14 protein-coding genes are annotated in these 21134 nt (G+C 40.9%); 5 read left to right on the top strand and 9 right to left on the bottom strand.

Features of this window, described 5'->3' with window-relative positions; genetic code table 11:
• Positions 1-78 precede the first annotated feature (78 nt).
• The 6 genes from V6R21_RS05160 to V6R21_RS05135 form a co-directional block, all read right to left on the bottom strand.
• On the bottom strand, positions 79-375 hold the full coding sequence (locus tag V6R21_RS05160; RefSeq protein WP_334241491.1) for a DUF3861 domain-containing protein: 297 nt from the start codon (positions 373-375) through the stop codon (positions 79-81).
• Between the two features lie 71 nt (positions 376-446).
• On the bottom strand, positions 447-2657 hold the full coding sequence (locus V6R21_RS05155; protein WP_334241489.1) for a PepSY domain-containing protein: 2211 nt from the start codon (positions 2655-2657) through the stop codon (positions 447-449).
• A gap of 22 nt (positions 2658-2679) precedes the next feature.
• The gene (locus tag V6R21_RS05150; RefSeq protein WP_334241487.1) at positions 2680-3165 is read right to left on the bottom strand and encodes a DUF2271 domain-containing protein; all 486 of its coding nucleotides are present in this window, start codon (positions 3163-3165) and stop codon (positions 2680-2682) included.
• Between the two features lie 5 nt (positions 3166-3170).
• Positions 3171-4652: an ankyrin repeat domain-containing protein gene (locus V6R21_RS05145; RefSeq protein WP_334241485.1), complete on the bottom strand. Its 1482-nt coding sequence runs from the start codon at positions 4650-4652 to the stop codon at positions 3171-3173.
• Between the two features lie 153 nt (positions 4653-4805).
• The gene (locus tag V6R21_RS05140; RefSeq protein WP_334241483.1) at positions 4806-6113 is read right to left on the bottom strand and encodes a DUF4374 domain-containing protein; all 1308 of its coding nucleotides are present in this window, start codon (positions 6111-6113) and stop codon (positions 4806-4808) included.
• A gap of 32 nt (positions 6114-6145) precedes the next feature.
• Positions 6146-8563 (bottom strand): TonB-dependent receptor, encoded by a 2418-nt coding sequence (locus V6R21_RS05135; protein WP_334241480.1) that lies wholly within the window; start codon positions 8561-8563, stop codon positions 6146-6148.
• Between the two features lie 98 nt (positions 8564-8661).
• Here V6R21_RS05135 and V6R21_RS05130 point away from each other — a divergent pair, with 98 nt between their 5' ends.
• The 5 genes from V6R21_RS05130 to V6R21_RS05110 all read left to right on the top strand — a co-directional run bounded on the left by V6R21_RS05130 (position 8662) and on the right by V6R21_RS05110 (position 14402).
• A complete protein-coding gene (locus V6R21_RS05130) occupies positions 8662-9627 on the top strand; it encodes an AraC family transcriptional regulator (protein ID WP_334241478.1) in 966 nt (321 codons plus the stop codon).
• Between the two features lie 891 nt (positions 9628-10518).
• Positions 10519-11427 carry an NAD(P)/FAD-dependent oxidoreductase gene (locus V6R21_RS05125; RefSeq protein WP_334241477.1) on the top strand — a complete coding sequence of 303 codons (909 nt, stop codon included), beginning with the start codon at positions 10519-10521 and terminating at the stop codon, positions 11425-11427.
• 190 nt (positions 11428-11617) lie between these two features.
• Complete coding sequence (locus tag V6R21_RS05120) at positions 11618-12547, top strand: helix-turn-helix domain-containing protein (RefSeq protein WP_408612973.1); 930 nt, start codon at positions 11618-11620, stop codon at positions 12545-12547.
• Between the two features lie 110 nt (positions 12548-12657).
• A complete protein-coding gene (locus V6R21_RS05115) occupies positions 12658-13425 on the top strand; it encodes an SDR family NAD(P)-dependent oxidoreductase (RefSeq protein WP_334241473.1) in 768 nt (255 codons plus the stop codon).
• A 305-nt stretch (positions 13426-13730) separates the two neighbouring features.
• On the top strand, positions 13731-14402 hold the full coding sequence (locus V6R21_RS05110) for an NAD-dependent epimerase/dehydratase family protein (protein WP_334241471.1): 672 nt from the start codon (positions 13731-13733) through the stop codon (positions 14400-14402).
• A 53-nt stretch (positions 14403-14455) separates the two neighbouring features.
• Here V6R21_RS05110 and V6R21_RS05105 read toward each other — a convergent pair whose 3' ends face one another.
• From V6R21_RS05105 to V6R21_RS05095, 3 genes are all read right to left on the bottom strand, one after another.
• Positions 14456-18544: a hybrid sensor histidine kinase/response regulator transcription factor gene (locus tag V6R21_RS05105; protein WP_334241469.1), complete on the bottom strand. Its 4089-nt coding sequence runs from the start codon at positions 18542-18544 to the stop codon at positions 14456-14458.
• Positions 18545-18760: 216 nt separating this feature from the next.
• Positions 18761-19414, bottom strand: a complete 654-nt coding sequence (locus V6R21_RS05100; RefSeq protein ID WP_334241467.1) for an RNA polymerase sigma factor — start codon at positions 19412-19414, stop codon at positions 18761-18763.
• Positions 19415-19551: 137 nt separating this feature from the next.
• Positions 19552-21099 carry an alpha-N-arabinofuranosidase gene (locus V6R21_RS05095; RefSeq protein WP_334241466.1) on the bottom strand — a complete coding sequence of 516 codons (1548 nt, stop codon included), beginning with the start codon at positions 21097-21099 and terminating at the stop codon, positions 19552-19554.
• Positions 21100-21134: the final 35 nt, after the last annotated feature.

The following is a 21134-nucleotide window of genomic DNA, read 5'->3' as shown; positions in this document are numbered from 1 at the left end:
TCATTCTGTTCCTGTATTGATATATCACCAAATTTTAGATAAAACACACTTACCTAATTTCGTTGGTAGCCATATTGACTACATACTTTTCAGTTTCTTCATAAAGTCCCGAAAGGCTGGAGCAAATGCTTCAAACAGCGGGTGATTACGGTTTTTAAGCATCACCTCACTAAACAGCTTAAGCCCAATGGTAAACTCTACAGACTGTTGTGGGTTATCAAACAGGTTCTTTTCCTTTGACCTTTCGATAAGCCCAAAAATTTCGTCATGGTTATCAAATTCCAGTTCAATTGCTTTTTCCAGTTCAGGTTTTTCACCATTGGCAAGTGAAACCAGATTCAAATTCATTTTGTACTTGTTTGCTCTTTTGTTCATAGCTTTTTCTGTTGGCTGATTTGAAATATGTTTATCACGGATAATTTTGAATGATGAGGCTTTTACTCTTTCTAATAACAATCTATCCGGATTTGTTGCTTCTTCTGATAGTAGCTTAAGTTATGTCCGTTGTGGTTGAATACAATTTTTTCAAGTGTTTGCATTACTTCCTGTTGCATGGCAATAGAACCGCAAACCATGATTACGCCATTTTCATCAAGTGTCTGGGCAATTAGCTGCTGATCTTTTTCGATCAAATGCTGAACATAATTACGTTCCTTTTCAACTCTGGAATAAGCTGGTGCAAATCGGGTTAAATGACGCTCTTTCAGGTTGTTTTCAATACTGTATCGGTAGAGTGCGTATGATGCTTCATTTCTTCCACCCCAATATAAATGAGTCTCAATCTGCTTGCTGTTTTGGGAAAGCATTCCAAGAAAAGGGGCAATGCCGGTTCCCGTACTGATCATCACCACTTTTGATGCTTTGGTGGGGAAGTGAAAGTCTTTATTGGTTACAATGCTGGCATTGAGCAGTTCGCCGCAACTAAGGTTGTTTAAATAGTTGGAGCAAATACCCTTTTCATGTCGTTTCACACTGAGCAAAATCGTTTGCTCTTTTGTAACTGCCATCGAATACAAGCGTTCGTGTTCATCTTCAGATGGATAAACCGCTAGGAGGTCACCGGAAGTCAAACGCAGTTTCTGCATGGGTTGAAGCTGGATCAGGAATGTATCATCAGGATTTTCAACAGCAGCAGTTTTTTGGATGACCTTGAAAGTGTACTGCTTCTTTTTGGTGGTTTCTATTGGGCTTTTTGCAGGAAAATCCAATGTCAAACCGATACATTTTTCCCATTCTCGCCCCCAATGTCGGTAAGCCTCCCAAGAGCGGTTGTTAATGGTTTGTACCTCCAGTAGTCGTGAACTTAGCGTATCCTTGTAAAGCATTTGGTCTACATCCAAGGCAAACTGGCAGAAGTCAGCGTATGCCAATGAGCCAAACCCAACTACAGAATACGTATAGGGTTGAGTAGGAGGGAACTTACTGAAAAGTGCTACAAACTTGTTGGCATTGGCTGGTGCTTCTCCTTGTCCATATGTGGAAGTGATCACAATCAGGTGTTCCATCTTCCTGAACTCTGAGAATCGGTTCATTTCTGTAATAAATGACTTTTCACCTATCTCCAGCAACTGGTTTTGTAACTGCATGGCGAATGGGAGTGTACTACCAGTTTCTGAACCTACCAGAATAATATATTTACAGTCATCCTTTTTGAAAGTGTTCTTCAGTTTGGTGCTTTTACGTTTGAGCGTAAGGGCAAATCCTGAGTAGATAAAGAACAGGATACCACATGCCGAAAGTCCCAAGATGATTGCCCATCCTACATTTCCTTGACCGGTATGGAGCGTCAGGCTCAGCTCGGAAAGTAACGTTACCAAAGGGTAGCTTTGTTCACTCAGGATCTCTCCTGTCAGTTGGTTTACCAGTAATTCTTTGTTCGTTAGCTGAAGAGTATAGTAATCTTCTACATCTTCTGAGAAAGGAAACTCTAATACTCTTAACGCAGACAGCTTTGTGGTTTTAAATATTGGGAATGCGCTATAGTCAATTTTGGGTGTTTCAGAAATATGCTCAAAATCAATGTTATGTGAAAGGGGGGCTTCTTCTGGAATTATGTCAAAACGCTGTAATGAGAGGTAGGTGCCGCTTAGCGTAATAATCAGGATTGGGATGAGGGATATCCTGCCCAAGTAAATATGGTAGTATTGGTAAAAGCTTTCTTTCTGGATTGTGGCAAAAAAATGCTTGATGCCCTGTTGTCTTTTAAGGATGAGGATAATGCCAGTAACTGTGATCAGTAAAAGCAAGAAAGCAGAAAGCCCGACAAAAAAGCGACCAAGTCCTTTCAGGAACAAAGACCTGTGAAGACTTGTGGCAAACTCAAATAGTGGTGCCTTTTCAACTACTTCGCCTAGCTTTTCACCAGTAAATGGATTGACATAAAAGTCTCCCATATTACCTGCCTGATCAATGGCAGACACTGCTACAAAACCATTGTGATCTACCTTGAGACTCAGTATTTCAGCATAGGTGGACTTGAGATGAATTAAGGTCTCTGCCAAACTCAAATCAGCTGCACCTGCGATACTGTAACCCATCATCTTGTAAGTGATAGGCTCAAAAGATAGGACTATCCCCGTCAGTGCGGCAATCAGTACAAAAAGGAAAGAGGATACAGCCAAAACCAGATGGCTGTATCTCCAGATTGAAATAATCATTTATTTGTCAGTTGGTATGCTATTAGTTCGGTATCATACGGATATAGCGTATATATCCCTTGCCATCAAACTTACCTTTGACGGTTTCAGCAGTGAGTGGAACTTCTACATCGTCCACAAAATACTTTTGATCTTCCACGGCTGTTTCGAACCTAAGTTTATAGCCAGCGTCAATTTTGTCACTGTCCAGTTCGATAACACAAACAGTTCTTTCACCTCCTGAGATGGTAGCCCCACTCATGCCGTCTATATCAGTTCTGTTGTTGTCAAAGAAATGCCACCAGTTAGTCAGGTCAGGATACCATTCCTCATCCTTACCCATCACATAAAGTGTTTTCTCATATTCCCCATCTTGGTCAATCAATGAAATGACCATGTAAGCACCTTCACCTTTGTAGTTGGTTAACTGAACCATACATTTGTAGGAAGTACTTGTGTTAGTCTTTATGGGCATCCAACTGAACAGGAAGATGCTCAACAGTACCCATACGAATTTTTCCTTTAGCATATTCCTTATTTTAAGAAAGTGATATTAACCCCTTTAGCCTGAAGCAACTCATTCTCGTTTGCCAAGTCGTAAACAGTCTCTTCAAAAGCCGTTTTTACCTTTGTATCAGCACCGATCTTGATCAGGTATTTAAGAATGACATCATCGGTAGCTTTCATGGCAGCGATTTGCAAAGGAGTCGTACCTTCGTCATTTGTTTGGTTGACATCCACTCCCAATGCTTGTACTGCTTTCAAAAGATTCAGGTCGTTTATCTCAGCAGCCAAATGGAAAAGGGTATTGCCTTTCGCCTGCTTTGCTTTAGGATCAAAGCCATTTTTTTGAAGGAGTTCGAGTTTTTCATTGAATGCCCCCTTGTTATTTGGGCGGTAAGACTGAATCAGGTAAAAACCTACATTGTTTCCTTCCTTGTCCTTATGGTTGACTTCAGCACCTTTACTGATCAGGTAGCTCACGACTTCTCCCTTGTTGCCTTTAACGGCATTGGTAAGCGCAGTCTCTCCATCCTTGTTGCTGGCATTGATGTCTTTGGACTTTTCCACAATAAAGCTGACAACCTTAAGGTTATTGCGTCCGGCAGCGTTGATCAAGGCTGTATTGCCATCCTTGTCTTGCTTGTTTACATCTACACCTTTGCCAATAAAGTAGCGGATTACATCTGTATCTTTGGCTTTGCCAGCCAACAGGTGCAGTGGTGTCTCGCCTTCTTTGGTTACCACATTGGCTTGAAGGCCTTTTTTCTCCAGATATTCAAATACTGAAAGTGGGTTGGAGCTTCTTCTGGTTCCTTTACTTGCCGCAATCATGGCATTGGAATTCGTGTATTTAACTCCTTTTTCGATCAGGATATCCATCATTTCAGTATTGCCTGTTTTGGCAGCATAATAAAATGCACCATTTCCGTCTTTGTCCTTACTGTCCAAGTCCAAACCTTTTGAAATGAAGTAATCCACCATAGCAAAGTCCTTCAGGTGAGGAATCAGCAACAAAAGGGAATTGGCACCGTCATGGTTGGTTTCAGTGATTTTGGAACCATGTGCCAATAGGTAGTCGTACATCTCAGGGTTTTGTTTGCCGGTAGTTGCTGCAAAATTCAAAACTGAGTAACCGTGGTCGTCTACAAGACCAGTGTTAATATTGTGGTCAACCAGATATTTTACCAGTTCCAGATTGTCTTTGTTGGCAGCCCAGTGTAGATAGTTTCTTCCATCATGGGTGATCGTGTTGATGTCATTTCCTTCCAGGGACAACAGAAATTCAATTGTCTCAGTTGGCATATTGTTCAGAATGGCATAGGTAGTCCCATTGAAGCTGCGGTTGTTAAGCTCTAAAGGATCATAGCCTTCTTCTATACTGTTTTTTACCTCTTCAATTGAGGGCGTTTCACTCCAGTAATTTCTATCCAGAAACACATTCTTGGATTGTGCCTGTAAGAAAAGAGGAGCACATATCAAGGCTGCACAGAAGCCGTATATTGCCTTTTTCATGATCAGATGATTAAATAGTTACTATTATTAAAAATGAGGAATTGGAATTGGGTGGCTCTAGTAAACAGTAGGAATAGTCAGTTGCTACGAATTAGCATAAATAGACAACGACTATTGACCTACTGTATCACCAAATCAATTATTCGAGATCCCTTATTCAGTTTCCATGATGCCAATTGCATTGACTGCAGTAGCTTCTACAGTAATGCCTTTCTCTGCTGTTGCAGTCGCTGGGTCAATTACGTAGATAGCAGGGTACTCACCATCTACAGTAATTGGGAAGTAAAGTTTGCCTTCGTAAGACATTGGTAAACCTGAGTCTGTAATGCTGTCCTTGGAAAGGAATCCTGAGAGCCAGTTGAAGGTCTTATCTTCCATCTTTACAATACCATATTGTGTGGCAGGCGTATTGGTTGTCACTTCCAACTCGTTGTAGAACTCCAACAGGAAGTAGTCTTCTGTGATGTGCCATACCTGTCTGAAGTGGTATCCGTCAGATAGTGCTTCAATATTGAAGTAGTAGCTATCATCAAAATCGGTTGCTCCACTATTGATTCTCAAGGCGCCACAAGGTTTGGTTGCAGTGGTCTCGAATGAGCCTGAAAATACATAAGCATTTCCCTTATCATCTTGATTGATTTGCGAATAGTACTGGGAACGGTAACGACCTGATGCATAGCTCAATTTGTCGGACCTGTAAACTCTCTTGATATTAAGGTCTGCATCAAGTGCAGCTACCCAACAGCTGTCAGGATACAGCACAGAGCCAGAACTTCCACCTCCTTCAGCAGTGGCTTTTGGTGTAGAAGCGACCACACCCGTCAGGAACTCACCATTGCCCATATCAACAATACCTGAGAACGTAACCTGCTGTCCATCTACGATTTTATCCAGCGTCTCAATGGATTTGCTCGACATGGAAAGTTGTCCATTTTCAAAGTTGATGATATTGAAAGTGGCGCCATCCGAACGCTCATTGCCATCGTTATCTAGCAAAGCATTTCCTTGATCGTCTGTCAGAGTCTGACCACCTACACTGGTAATGGCATTACTCTCAAAGAAGCCGTAAGAAGTGAATCGTGAGGTAATTTGGAATGAACCAATACTCTGCATATTGCCATATGCATCAAGCTGATAGCCTAACCCGATGCCTGGCTCTCCTTGTGCATAAACAAGTCCTATGGCTACAGATGGCTCATGGTTGAAAATCCATCTGTAGTTGGTTTGTTCAAGCTCAATCCCTTGTCCGGCTAGAGACAAGTCTCCTGAGTTGATGTCATCAGTAGTTAAAACATATTCTGCGGACTCTCCATTGGCAGAGATAAAAAAGGTTGGTTGTGATTCTGTGATCTCAGGTGTCGGTTCTGAAGTATCCTCTTTATCATCACTGTCACAGGCTACAAGTGAGAAAGCCATATAAGCGGATAGTCCGTAGGCGAATAGTCGTTTTATATCAGTCATTTTAAATGGTTGATTTTGAATTTGTTATTTATTTAATCGTTATGCTTAGTGAAGTAATATCTTAGCTTGGCAGAGAAACTACGCCCCGGCTTTTGCAAGCTGTAGTTATCGTATAGCAGTTCATCAGTAAGGTTCTGTACTTCCAGAGAGATATTGTAGCGACCGTTTTTCAGTATATAGGTAAGCGCTAGGTCGTGTGAGAGCTGTTCGGGAATTACCTTCTTATCCCTTGATCCCCCCTCGCTTTCCCATTGGCGGAAAAACTCATGTACATAATTCAGGAAGTAGCTTACAGTAAGTGAGTTCCCCTGTTTGCCAGTAAATTCATAACTGGTAAAAGCATTGCCGAACAAGTAGGGTAGGTTAGGCATCCTGTCTTTATAGTAGATCAGTTTTTGGCCACTTGGAGAGAACTCTTCCATATTGCGGATATTCTGGTAGCTCATATTACCACCCAAAGAGAATTGGTTATTGTAGTAGTATTTCGCTTCCAAGTCGATGCCTAGGTTAAGTACCTTGCCGTGGTTGGTGTAGTAGGCTCCTCCGTATTTTTGTTCAATCTGCCTTCTGATATAGTCTCTTGTGTCACGGTATATAAAACCGGCATCAAGGTTTATGCTATGTAGTTTTGATTTTCCGAAGGAAGGATTGTAGCTCACATTAAAGTTGACGTTGTTGCTGTTTTCAGCTTTGAGGGTGACAGTACCCACCTCCAAAACCTCGTCTCCAAACAATTCTGTTTCTGATGGCAGACGATAGGTCTTTTCAAAGGATGCTTTTAATAGCAGGTTTGGTGTCAGTTGGTAGTTGGTGACCAGTCCGTAACCTGTTGTATTGAAGCTTCTGGTTTGACGTTCATATTGGGCAGTAGTAGTTGAAGTGGTATCTACAGGGCCTGTTACAGAGACAAAGTAGTTTTTACCAAAAGCAGCAGTATTCCACTTTTTATTTACCTGATAACGATAAGAGATACCCAATACATTTTTGAGGTTCGATCGTTTGATGGAGTCGATGGCAGCACCGGTTTCAGCTGTTGCTTTTTCATCTGTGTTCTTTCTGGCATAGGTGCTGAATACATTATTGAGTGCAAAATGGTGTTTGTCATTTGGCGAGTACGTAAGGTTGGCGGTAGCGACGCCACTGTTGTTGCTATACTTGCCCAACGAATAGTCTCCTTCACCTTTGGATGATTTTATCCTGTATTCACCATTCCAGTTGTACTGTCTTGCTACCGTGTCAATATTCACATTGTTCACTTGGCTGTAATTCGCTGTAAGTGAAAACGTCAGGTCTTTGACAAAGAGGTTGTTTTTGAAATATTCCAGTGAAGGCATAATGGTAGTTGCCTCTCTCTTTCTGCCGCCATATACGATCTTCATGATGTTGGCATGCTGAATATCAGCTTCCATTTGGGAAAGCGTTAACCCCAGTAACAGTCGGTCAGCCCAAGGTTTTTTCTGTACACCTATTTTACCAACAACTGATTCGTTGTGGTAGGTATCATGAAAACGCCTGAACCAATATTCTTCAGTGGAGTAGACACCGTCATTAATACCATCTTCATTGACATCCAGCAACAGGGATTTTACCTTATAGTTATTGTCTGAATAGCTTTGGAAGGCATTGATGCTGAAAGTGAAACCAGACCTTGAAGTGCTACCAAAGTTTATACTGGACTTATGTGTATTGAATGACCCATATGAGTAGGAGGCATCCAAGTAGGTATTTGAAGTCTTTTTAGTGACAATATTGATGGCACCTCCCAAGGCATCTGAACCCAATTCGATAGGTACTACACCTTTATAGATCTCAATTCTGTCGGCTAGGTTGATGGGAATATTGTTGATATTGAAAGCAGGACCAAAGTTATTCATGGGGATACCGTCCATAAATACCTTTACATGTTTGCCCGAAAAACCATTCAGCATAATAGAAGTACGGGAGCCTTGTCCACCAGACCTTCTTATCCGGATGCCGGAAACTTTTTCCATCGCTTGTGACAAGTCCATCGAACTGTTTTTCAGCTTTCCTGCATCAATGGCTACTACGTTATATGCTGATTCGTTGACCTCTTCTACAATGGATTTGCCGGCAACCGTTACTTCATCCAGTATCATGTTCGGGTCAAATGCCAAGGTCAGGCTCAGATTGTTGGTTTGTCCTGTCTGAACGACTATGTCTCTTACCTGATTGATGTACCCAATACTTGTACAGATAACTTTGTAGTCTCCAGCTGGAGCTGCCAAATGGTAGAACCCTTCCTTGTCTGTTGTGGTGTGGTAATTTGTGTTTTTCAAAAAAACATAGGCATCAGCAAGTGGTTTTCCCTCTTCAGATAGCACAGTTCCACTGATCTGACCTTTGGACTGTTGGGCAAACAAGTCTGAGGTGAATACGCAAGCACAAAAAATCGTGCATATGACTAAAAAATTTTTCAGCTGGAATATCATTTTTATTTAAACTAATTCTAAATAACTTTGACAAAAGTATTAGGAGGAGAGGTAATCATAGCTTCGGTATTGGAAATAAAAGTTGCGGTAAAAGTAATATGGTTCTAAAATCAGAATTGGAAAATGAAGGGTTGTCCTTGTTTGAGTTGGACCTCAGGCAGGCTTCAAATGAGCAGGGGATACAGACAAAAAGCATCCAGGTTAATCAAGAGGGAATTAGGATGGAAAGCCAATTGAGTTATACATCTGACCTTTGTATTATTCAGTCAACCTTTTCCAATAAAAAAGACCTTACTGACCTGTTCAGCATAGAAGGGGAGTATATCAAGATTGTATATTCTGCAAGTGGTGGTACTACAATCAATGATACCGATACGAGTTATTCCACAAATCCGGGGCATTTTAAGTTGGGCTATGGCAAAGACACAAAACGAAGCATTTTGATGCCAAAAGGGAATGACACTTCATATACCATTATCCTGATTAAGTATGCATACTTCTTATCCTTGCTTGAAGGAGAAGAGTGGGCATGTAATAGTGCATTTATCAAAGAGATCAAAGCCAACAAGCTGCCATCAGGAGAAATCAATTTTCCTATCTCTTTTCCACTCCACCATATTATCCATGAAATAACAAACGCTAAGTGGAAAGTGAAGGAGCGTATTCATTATTTCAACTTGAAAATAAAGGAGTTACTCCTTTCCCTTTATTGCTTTGAGCAAGAAAGTAAAGAAACAATTGAAGGGGTAAATGCTGAAATGTTAAGGAAAATAGAAGAAGCCCATGATTATATCGAGGCTAATTTCAGAAAGACTCCTACTATCAAGGAACTCTCAAAGCGTGTGTTGCTGAATGAGCTTCAGTTGAAACAGGGCTTCAAAAAAGTATATGGAACCACTATCAGGTCTTATATCATAGATTTAAAAATGCGGGAAGCCATTTTGATGTTGAAAGATTATAAAATCAATGAAATAGCGGAAAGTCTGGGATACAATAGCCTGTCTCACTTTATCACCACCTTTAAAAAATACTACGGTAGTTCTCCCAAAAAATTCAATAAGTAGATTTGTATGTAAATAACACGTTGAATAGTAAAGCCTTATGGAAGGTGACCATAAGGCTTAAAACTAAAGCCAGTGAATAATTACAGGATTTCTAAACTGCAATTTATAACATAACTGTAGGCGTAAGTAATTTGTTTCTAAAGCTTTCACTTTTTAAAAGAAATACAGAAAGAAAGCATTCCAATTTTAATTTGAGATGATCAGTAAGCGCTATTGAAGTGTTTTTATACAAGCATTCAGTCACTATTACTTTGCCTTTAACCTCAATTATTTGACCATTCATCTCAATTTTTTGTTTCTACCTGCCTGATCCATTTTGTTTGTGATCAGAAGCTAATGGTTTCATAATTAAAAACTTGCTTCTTTCAAGGTAAATTAAAAATCGTGATAAACACTTTAAAATTGAATTTGCTAAACACGATAGTATCATAGGTGAAGATAAATAGTAATGCACTGTTTTTTAGCGCTTTGATACTAATGCGTGAGCAACTGCGTGTGTGTTTATTCAAAAACTTCAGGTCTTTCTGTTTATGTGAGTTTAGATAGTGTATCAGTATTTATAGTGTACGCTTGCCAAAGTAATATGACCTATCATGATGAAGCTTTTCCCATACGTTGTGTGGGGTGGTGAGTCCAAGGAATATGGTGGAAATTAAATAACTATACTAGCACTAAAAGCCATGCCTCGGATAAAATTTGGGTGTTGCGACTGCCTGACTTAGCGTAGAGCAGTAAGCAGGCAGGAGCTCATCCCAAAACCGAGTTGTATTGTTTTCCTGTCACTTTGAGTGTGTTTGGAATAAAAAATGTTTTTGCAACATTGTTGCATGTGTTTTATGTTTGTGTACTTTTGTAAATGAGACATAGTCGCAAATATAAAACGCCTAATACATGAAAAACCAAACACACTTTGAAGTAATCATAATAGGAGGAAGCTACTCAGGTCTTTCCGCAGCCATGACATTGGGTAGGGCACTAAGAAGTGTTCTGGTTGTTGATGGAGGAAAACCTTGCAACAGGCAGACGCCATATTCGCACAACTTCCTGACGCAGGATGGGGAAACACCTCAAGCAATTGCAGAAAAGGCAAAAGAACAGGTGCTGAAGTATGACACAGTTAAATTTCATCAGGGATTTGTAACAGGCTGTGAGAAGAAAGAAGACCGTTTTGAAATTGTCTTACAGTCAGGGGAAAGCTTTACATCAAGTAAAATTCTGTTGGCATCAGGCATCAAGGATGAGTTACCCGATATTGAGGGGTTTGCCGCTTGTTGGGGGATTTCAATTATTCATTGTCCTTATTGTCATGGATATGAGGTAAGGCAAAAGAAGACTGGAATATTAGCCAACGGGGAGATCGGGTTTGAAAAAGCAAAGATGATTACCAACTGGACAAGTGACCTGACCTTATATACGAATGGAAAGTCCACTTTGACAAAGGAGCAATCCGATAAGTTGGGAGAGAAAAATATAACTGTAGTAGAAGCAGAAGTAGATATGATCAGCCATGATAATGGTCAGCTTCAGCAAATCGTCTTTAAGGACGGGACAACTGAGTCTCTGGATGCCTTGTATGCTGTCATTGGTTTTTCACAGAGCTCCAATATACCAGAAATATTGGGCTGTAAGTTGACAGAGCAGGGGCATTTGGAAGTAGACAGCTGGCAGAAAACAACTGTAGAAGGGGTGTTTGCTTGCGGAGATAATATAACGCCAATGAGATCAGTCTCCAATGCGGTATATACAGGGTCTTTTGCTGGGGCTGTCATCAACAAAGAGTTGACTGAGGAAAGTTATTAGATTGCACCGTTATACTTTTTCAACTTGTATGTAATATTTGTGTTTAAAACGATGTTTAAAGAGGGGAATTTTTTTCCCCTTTTTTTCTTTTGAAATACCTGTAAGGTCGGTCTCAGTAGAGAAGGGAATTTCCTTTGGAGATGATTTGCTATATTTGATTTTCGCAAATAAGGCTTGAGGAAAGATGAATATAGAAAATAAGTCTCTGGAAGATTTCTACAAGGAAGCAGCAATTTTTACAGGCAAGGATATCGAGAAGTTATTGCCACCGGGTATCAACAAGGAGATCGGGCATTTCAATGTGTTTGACATCGCTGATACGATAAGGGAAGTCAAGCGAAAACAGGAAATGCCTTACAACCGGCGAGCATACTATAAGATCAGTCTAATCAGGGGGAAAAACATGGCTGAGTATGCAGATAAGGTGATTGATGTAAAGAAAAATGCATTGCTTTTTGCCACTCCCAAAGTACCTTATCATTGGGTGCCTCAAGATGATAATCAGTCAGGGTCATTTTGTGTATTTACAGGAGAGTACCTCATGAAGAATAAAAGTGGGGTTGTATTGGATGACCTGCCCATTTTTAAGTCTGGCGGTTACCCAGTCTTTGAGATAACCGATGAAGAGGCAGATGAGATTGCACTTATATTCCGGAAAATGAAAAAGGAAATCGCTTCTGACTATGAGTTCAAATATGACCTGATCCGTAATTATGTATTGGAACTGATCCACTATGGGCAAAAGCTACAACCTGCATCAGTATTGCACTCAAGCCAAAATGCAGCAGTCCGTATCATCACCCTTTTTATTGAGTTGCTGGAGCGTCAGTTTCCAATAGAGTCCCCTAATCAGAAACTGATTTTACGTTCCGCCAAAGATTACGCTGAAAGGCTTGCCGTCCATGTAAACCACCTCAATAAGGTACTGAAGGAAAATACAGGTAAGACAACGACTGAAGTAATTACCAGTCGCATACTTCAGGAAGCGAAGATCCTTCTGAAACAGACTGACTGGAATATCTCTGAAATCGCTTACAGTTTGGGGTTTGAGGAAGTGGCTCACTTTTCAAACTTTTTCAAGAAGCAGACGACAGTAACCCCTTTAGCATACCGTTCATAAATCCACAGGTTTGAATTTTGCAATCAATGATTTGATGTTTGCAAACCACTGCCCTACTTTTTGACTGACCTTTGTTTCAATAAGTTTTAGTAATTGAAAAAGGTTAAAAGATGGCAACGACAAAAAGTAAAATTGCATTGGTTACTGGCGGAAGCCGTGGTTTGGGAGAGAATATGGCTATCAGCCTGGCAAAAAAAGGCATTGATGTAGTACTGACCTATCACAGTAATCAGCAGAAAGCAGAAGCGGTGGTAAAAGAAATTCAGTCACTTGGACAGCAAGCTTATGCTTTTCAGTTGGACACCAGCAATGTAAGTCAGTTTGAGGGCTTTATACAGCAAATGTCTGATAAGCTAAAAGCAGAAACAGGCAGTTCAAATTTTGATTTTTTGATCAACAATGCTGGTACAGCCCTTTATGCTCCTTTTGCAGAAACTACAGAAGAGCAGTTTGACGAAATGGTGAATATACACCTGAAAGGGGTGTTTTTCCTGACACAAAAAGCTTTGCCATTTCTCAATGATGGTGGACGCATTATCAATATCTCATCTGGACTTGCCCGTTTTTCTTTTCCAGGTTCTTCGACATATGCCTCGATGAAAGGGGGAGTGGAAGTATTGACAAGGTATCTTGCCAAAGAGTTGGGTGGTCGTGGTATTGCTGCCAATGTGGTAGCACCTGGCGCTATTGAGACAGACTTTGGGGGAGGTAGAGTAAGAGATAATGAAGGAGTAAATAGTCAGATCGCAAGTGTTACAGCTTTAGGACGTGCGGGTTTGCCTGATGATATTGGTGGTGTAGTCGCTTTCCTGTGTTCGGAAGAGGCTCGTTGGGTGAATGGTCAGCGCATAGAAGTATCAGGAGGGATGATGCTGTAAGCAGGCTGGTATTTATTGAAACTCGGAAGCGATTTGGGTACAACCCAGATCGCTTTTTTTGGTCTATAGCAAGCCGTTTTCAAAGTAGGTCTTCTTCAGACAACTGAATTGAAGCATGTTCTTATCCGTAATTTGTTATCAACCTTCAGGAATTTGTGTTCATAAATAAAGGCACCGTCAAAGACCTTTGTATCAGATGAGATGACATAGTTTAAAAGACTTGAATTCTGAAAAATATATTTCGATAACGGAAGGTAATTGGTAGCTTATTGGACCAAATACCTCTGATAGTTTTAAAAAGGAAAATGAAAATAAACGCCATAGTAACGGGATCTACCGGAATGGTAGGGAAATCGGTTCTGATTGAATGTCTGGAAAGTGAACATGTAGCTTCTGTATTGATCATCAATAGGGAAAGTCTCAATATCCAACACCCCAAACTGAAGGAAATTATCCATAAGGATTTTTCAAATATTAGCTCGATAAGGGAGCAGCTAGAAGGCTATAACGCTTGCTTTTATTGTATGGGTGTATCTGCTCTTGGCATGTCAGAAGATGATTATTTCAGAATTACCTATTCCATGACAGAGGAGTTTGCCACGACATTGCATGAGTTAAATCCTGATATGGTGTTTAACTATGTGTCAGGGACAGGTACAGACAGTTCAGAAAGAGGAGGAACGATGTGGGCTAGGGTTAAAGGTAAAACCGAAAACATGGTTCTACAGCTTGGTTTCAAAGATGCTTACGCTTTCAGGCCTGGCGCGATACTTCCAGAGAAAGGCGTTAAGTCAAAAACAGGCTGGTATAACCTGATGTATACAGTTACAAAACCATTGTTCCCAGTCTTTAAGAAAATGGATTCGGTCATTCAAAGTCCCCAAATCGGTCAAGCGATGATCAACTCTGTTCTGTATCCTCAGCAATTAAAGATTTTGGAAAACAGGGACATTAGGAAATTGGCTAACCAGTCTTAGGCTCCACTTGTTTTATCATAAAAAAGACGGTCTCATCAGACCGTCTTTTTTGTTTAGTCAACTAAAGGTGCTTGCTGGTATTGTTTGGGTGAAACCCCTTTATGTTTCTTGAAACAGCGGCTAAAGTATTTAGCATCTGCAAAACCCACCCGAATCGAAACATCTGTCACTTGGGTTTGTTTGTCCTTCAAGTATTCACAAGCCCTATGAATTCGTATTTTGTTGACGAAATCAGTTGGTCTTTCTCCTGTCACAGCTTTGATCTTCTTGTAAAGCAAGCTTTTGGACATTCCGATCTCACGGGCAAAAAGCTCCTGATTGAACTCAGGGTTGTCGATGTGGTTATAGACAATTTCCTTGGCAGTATTCAGGAACGCTTTATCCAAGTCGTTTTCAGTGAGCTCTGATATCTCTTCAATGTCTTTGCCTTGCAGTACCTTACGCAAGCGTTCTCGCTGTGTCAGCAGGTTGGTAATTCTGGCTTTCAGCAAGTCAGGAACAAATGGTTTGGTTACAAATCCATCAGCCCCTTTTTCCAGTGCTTCCAAACGAGCTAAATCCGATGATTTGGCTGTCAGCAGTATGATTGGGATATGGCAGGTGTTGACATGGCTTTTCAGTTCTGCACAGAGTTCCATGCCATTGACATGAGGCATCATTACATCCGAAATGATGAGGTCTGGCATATTTTCCTGTGCCATGGTGATGCCTTCCTTACCGTCACTTGCCTGCAATATGGTATAGTTTGACTCCAAAATGCTATTGAGGTATTGTCTTACTTCGTGGTTGTCCTCAACAATCAGGAGGGTATGCTGACGCTCCTTGTCTTTTTCTTCAGGAGTATCCTTATCAGGTACAGCTTCTTTTTTATTGGTCACTTCCAGTTCAGGAACGCTTCTGATGTAGGTATTGGAAGGAATGTTCTCAGCGATTTCATCAGTACCCCTAGGAATATGGATGGTGAAAGTCGTTCCTTCCCCTTCTGTACTTTGAAGTGTGATATCCCCGTGATGCAGTTCAATAATCTTTTTGGAAAGGTTTAATCCAATGCCTGCCCCAAACCCATTTCCTGCAATGGAGACATATTTTTGGGAAAAGAATCGGTTAAATACTTTCTCGATATTTTCCTGACTGATGCCCATCCCGTCATCCGAGAATGCTACATAGATTGTATCGTCCTTGTCCTCAACCGTAAGGGTCACATTTGATTGCGCATAACGAATGGCATTGGACAGTAAATTGTAAATCACTTTTCCAAAATGATCCACGTCGATACTGGCAGCGCTGTTCTGAAGTGCTGAAAAGTCTGTAGCCAAAGTGATACTGTGTCCATTGGCATAATCACGGAATCCGTTTACCAAATCATCCAGATAGTCATTTAGTTTGACAGGTGAATAATTAAGGCTGAATTTCCCCTTCTCAAATTTTCTGAAATCAAGAATTTGGTTGGTCAGGTTCAGCAGGTAACGGCTGTTCTTGGACAGTACCGCCATCTGTTTTTGCAGATGAGGGTGTTGCTGTATTTGTTTCTCAATCTCATCAATAGGACCCATGATCAGCGTAAGTGGCGTTCTGAATTCATGGGCAATATCCATAAAGAACTCAATTTTCTCTTCATGGATTTCCTTCAGGTTGTTGTTCAGCTGGATCAGTTCATCCCTTTGCGATGATATTTGCTCCTTTTGTGTTTCGATAAATGCAGTTCTCTTGGCAATGATGGCTTCCAGTTTTTCATTTTCCAGTTTGGCAGCCCTGATACGCCATTCATAAAGTGCATATAATAGGACAACAGCAAAGCTGACGACAACGCCCCAAAACCAGAACATCTGATAGAAAGCAGGATGAATCGTGACACCTACTTTTTTAATCTGATTACCCCATTGTCCTTCTTGGTAGCCCGTCTTGACCCATAATTCATATTGTCCAGGCTTTACATGAGAGTAGGTGATGGTTTTATTGTCAGCACCCGTTTCATGCCAAGTCTGGTCAACCCCTTCCAGTTTATAGAGAAAACGGGTTTTGTGGGCATTGATAAAATTGAGCCCTGAAAGCTGAAATGTAAATGACTTTTCCTGTGGCCTGAGTTCTAGGTCGTGGGCATATTGAATGATTTCTTTTCCGTCAAAAGCCTTACTGTAAATTGAATCGTTGATAACGACTAAATCTGTTATGTATGTTGGAATAGGAGCGTGTTCTTTGTCAGCCTTGGAAGGGTCGAAATGGAATAACCCTTGTGTGGTTCCAAAAAACAAGGCACGGTTGTTTTGCTTGTAGGATGCATTCCAGTAAAACTGGTTGGAAGGCAAGCCATCTGACTTGTCGTAGTTCCTGTAGGAACTATCCTGAGGGGAATAGCAGGTAAGCCCTTTATTTGTTCCGATCCACAGTCGCTGTTTTTGGTCACTTAGGATTGAGTAAACAGAGTTGTTGTTCAATTCTCTTTTCTCATCCAGCAGAATCTTTGAGGAAAGTTTGCTAGAGACTGTACCTACCCCTTTGTCAATGGTACCAAAGTAAATCTGCTCTTTGAGAGGACTCTCGATTAAGGTTGTAATATATTCGTTGTTGATTTTGTGTACCTTATCCTTTTTGACGTCCCACATGTGCAAGCCTTTGGTTGTCCCGATCCATAGATTGTGCTGATGGTCTTCAAGCAAAATCCCAACATCTCTTATGTTGCTGATCTTACTGTTTTTATGGAATGCAAAGTTATGCCCATTGCTTTGCTTGGCGTTGGTTACATAAATGCCTTCAGGCGTAGATACATAGATGGAGTCTGAAGAGGCATGCAGGATGTAGGAAACATACAGGCCAACACCTGTTATGTTTTTGACTGGAACAAACTGTGGGTTAGGTTTGGAAAAATCCATCATAAAAACGCCTTGACCCCAAGTGCCGATCAGTAACTTGTTCTCATTCAGAGGTGTAAGTGCCGAAATAAAGTTGCCAATTGGGGAGTTACTCGCATCAAAGACCCTGTTAGCTTCTTTATTGTCTGGTGAAATCATGTTGAGTCCACCTCCGGAAGTGCCTATAAACCAGTGTTTATCCGTAACGTAGATGGCATTGACTAACTCAGAGGAGAGAGATGTCCTATCGCCGGGAATTGGTTTCAGGCTCTTAAAAATAGGAGGGGTTAGGTTCATGTAGCTGATACCTGCTTGGTCAGTACCAGACCACAATAACAAGTCTTTGTCTATGTACAGGCACTTTACATAATTGGAGCTGAGGCTGTTTTTGTTGGTAGCAGAATGTGTATATCTGGTAAAGGTCTGGTTTTCCAAAGAATACTTTGCAATTCCACCTAAGGTAGCTACCCAAATATTTTGCTGATGATCTTCCGTTACGTCATCGATGGTGCTGTGTGGCAGAGTCTTAGGGTTGCCATCTTCATGGAAGAAGATATGTTTCATATTGCCGACATGATTCAAGTGGTATAGCCCATAGAGGGTACCTATCCAGAAATCACCTCTAGTGTCTTCATGAATACTGGTGATGTGGGTTTCTGAAAACAGTTCTGTAACCCTGTCCAGTTTCGTAAGTTGTTGGCTGCTGTCGTTGAATTGGTATGCTCCTTCGGCAGTTCCTACCCATAGCATTCCATTTGTGTCCAGATGAATTGTGGTTATATTATTGGTTTTGAGAGAAGAATTTTCAGTATCCAGTATTTCAATACGCTTAACGATAAAGTCAGATGAAAAAGTAATTTTATAAAGTCCTTGGTTGGATGCCGCCCAAAGTACACGCTTATTTTTACCTATCTGAAAATCATTGATTTCTCCTTTTATCTTATCAGTGATGGTTTTGATTTGGTGTGTCTTCTTGTCTATGACGTTGATGCCTCCTGAGCGGGTGCCGAAGTAAATAAAGCCATTCACCTTGTCCTCTTTCATGCAGAGTACAACATCATCCTGTAGGCCTGAATTGAGTTTGTTGAACTTCTTTACCTCTCGGCTATCAAACCGACATACACCACTCCAGGTTCCGAACCACATAAAACCTTCTTTGTCTTTCAAAATACTGGTTACTGTATTGTGTGGTAAGCCCTGATCTATTGTGATATGCTGAAAGTTATCTTGACTGAATGCAGGTGTTGCCAAGAGCAACAGCAGACAAGACAGTATTTGAAATAATACCTTCATTTAGTGTGTATGTTAGTTTATTGAGGAACTGATATTCCTGATAATTGGTCAATGATTATTAATAAGCAGTGTAATTTACGGTTTATAATGATTCAATGCATCCAAACGGTTATGTTTTAGCAAATGGCGTGTATAGTGTGTTGTTAAAGTACTGCTTTACAGAAATGTATTTTTGTTAATAGTCGTCCTAGTCCCTCTAATAAATAGTGTGTTTTTTTATGAGATTCTCAATTCCTCTTCATGGATTGAAAGCATGTCTGAAAGTTTTTCCAAAGCACGGTAAATGGTGGTACGCACAGACTTAACCTTTTCAAAACCCATTGTTTCAGCAATTTCCTTGTAGCTCATTTCTTCAAAAAAGTAAAGGCTCAAAGCTTCTCTCTGTCTGACAGGAAGCTTATTGCAGGCACTCCTGATCAGCTTGTGTTGCTGATGTGAAAACAGGTTATTGATGGTCATCATTTCAGGTTTTAGGTCAAACATAAAACCTTGGCTGTCGCTAATCTGGTCAGTGAGTACCATGCGGCTGTTTTGCTGTATCTTTTTCAGGATCATTCTTCTGAAGCTTACATACAAATATCCACGAACAGATGCTACTTTGCTCAGGTTTTCACGACTATGGATAAGGGTAACGAACACATCCTGAATACAGTCCATTACCAAATCATGGCTTGATGTGAGCTGCTTACCGTAGTTGTAAAGCTTTTTGGCAAACAACTCGTAAAGTTGTGTAATGGCATTTTCATCTCCATTCAAAAAATCCAACCAGACTTTTGCTTCCTGCTGACGGGCAATTTCCTGTACATCAGTAGAGGTAGCCATGCTTTGAGTAGATGTAGAATTTGTTGATTGCATCTTTCCAAGTTTCATATTTATCAAGAGAGGGAATATGTGAAAGTCATTGGGTATTGGAGTGGTCCCTCAAGAATTTGGATGTTAGCACTTTTGGTGCTGATGTAGTCAAGTTTCCTCCCCATGCCAATGGGGAGGAAACATGGTTTTAGCTTTTACAGCTTTTGCTCTCCTTGCAATTGCACAAGCAAAACTGATTTGGATGGAACCGTGAATTTCACTTTTCCGTTTTTAGGCTTGCTCACCTTGAATGGTTTGGTTACTACTTCTGTCGATTTGTCAAAGTCATTGTAGTCAGTGATGTTCTTACTGGTCAGGAGCTGTCCTGAAGCCATTGTATATTCATCTCCTGTCACTTCGTATTCTACCTCGATATCTTTATCAGGATTCAGGTTACACAGTGTCATACTTAACACCCCGTCTTTTACAGAAGCGGAAGCATTTAGAGCATCCAGTGTTCTGCCGTTCATCTCATATTTCTCAGAGGCTAGGTGCATTGGTACCAGTTGAGCATCCTGGTGAACGCTGTACATCTTGAAAACGTGGTAAGTAGGAGTCAGTAACATTTGATCACCTTTGGTCAGGATTACCGCCTGCAATACATTCACCATCTGAGCGATGTTGGCCATTTTCACTCTTTCTGAGTGGTTGTTCAGGATATTCAGACCTACACCTGCAACCAGTGCATCTCTTAGTGTATTTTGCTGATGCAGGAAGCCTGGGTTTGTACCTTCCATAGATTTGAACCAAGTACCCCACTCATCGACGATTAGTCCTACACGCTTGTTAGGATCGTAAGTGTCCATGATATTGGAGTGTTTTGTAATCAGCTCATCCATGCGCAGTACTTCGTACATGGTGTCGTGCCAGTCCTGCTTGCCAAAATCGGTTGCTGAACGGCTTGGAGGCCATCCGCCAGGCATAGTGTAGTAGTGAAGAGATAAGCCGTTGATCAGGTGAGGAACGTTTTTGGTTTCTCTCATCAGTACATCAGTCCAGTGGTAGTCATCTACATTGGCACCACCTGCAATACGGTATTGAGCACCGTAGCAGTAAGTTGAGAAGCGGCGGAACAGGTTAGCGTAATATTCAGGTGTCATATTACCTCCACAACCCCAGTTTTCGTTACCAATACCAAAGTATTTAACATCCCAAGGCTCTTCACGACCATTTTGCTTTCTCAAGTCAGTCATAGGGCTTTGGTTGTTTGAAGTGATATACTCTACCCACTCAGCAGCCTCCTGTACCGTACCTGAACCTACATTCAGGTTGATGTAAGGCTCTGCACCGATTACCTGACAGAAGTCAAGGAACTCGTGTGTACCGAAACTGTTGTCTTCTGTTACGCCACCCCAGTGTACATTGACGATAGAGGGACGTTTTGACTTGTCTCCGATACCATCTTTCCAGTGGTAAGTATCACCGAAACAACCACCTGGCCAACGCAGTACAGGTACTTTCATATCCTTCAGTGCATCGACAATATCTTTTCTGAAACCTCTGATATTAGGAATCTCAGAACCTTCACCTACATAAAGCCCATCATAAATGCAACGACCCAAATGTTCAGCGAAATGACCATATATCTCACGGTTGATTTTAGTGTCAGCCTCGTCTGTATGAAGTGTGATTTTATTTTGTGCTTGTACCCCCAGCACCATTACCAGCAGAAAAGCGATTGTACAATTTAATGCCTTCATCATCAATTATATTTTTATGGTTTAGTTTAGTTATAGGT

It is taken from the genome of Limibacter armeniacum (assembly GCF_036880985.1).
GTDB lineage: Bacteria > Bacteroidota > Bacteroidia > Cytophagales > Flammeovirgaceae > Limibacter > Limibacter armeniacum.
This window is presented reverse-complemented; position numbering and strand designations above follow the sequence as displayed.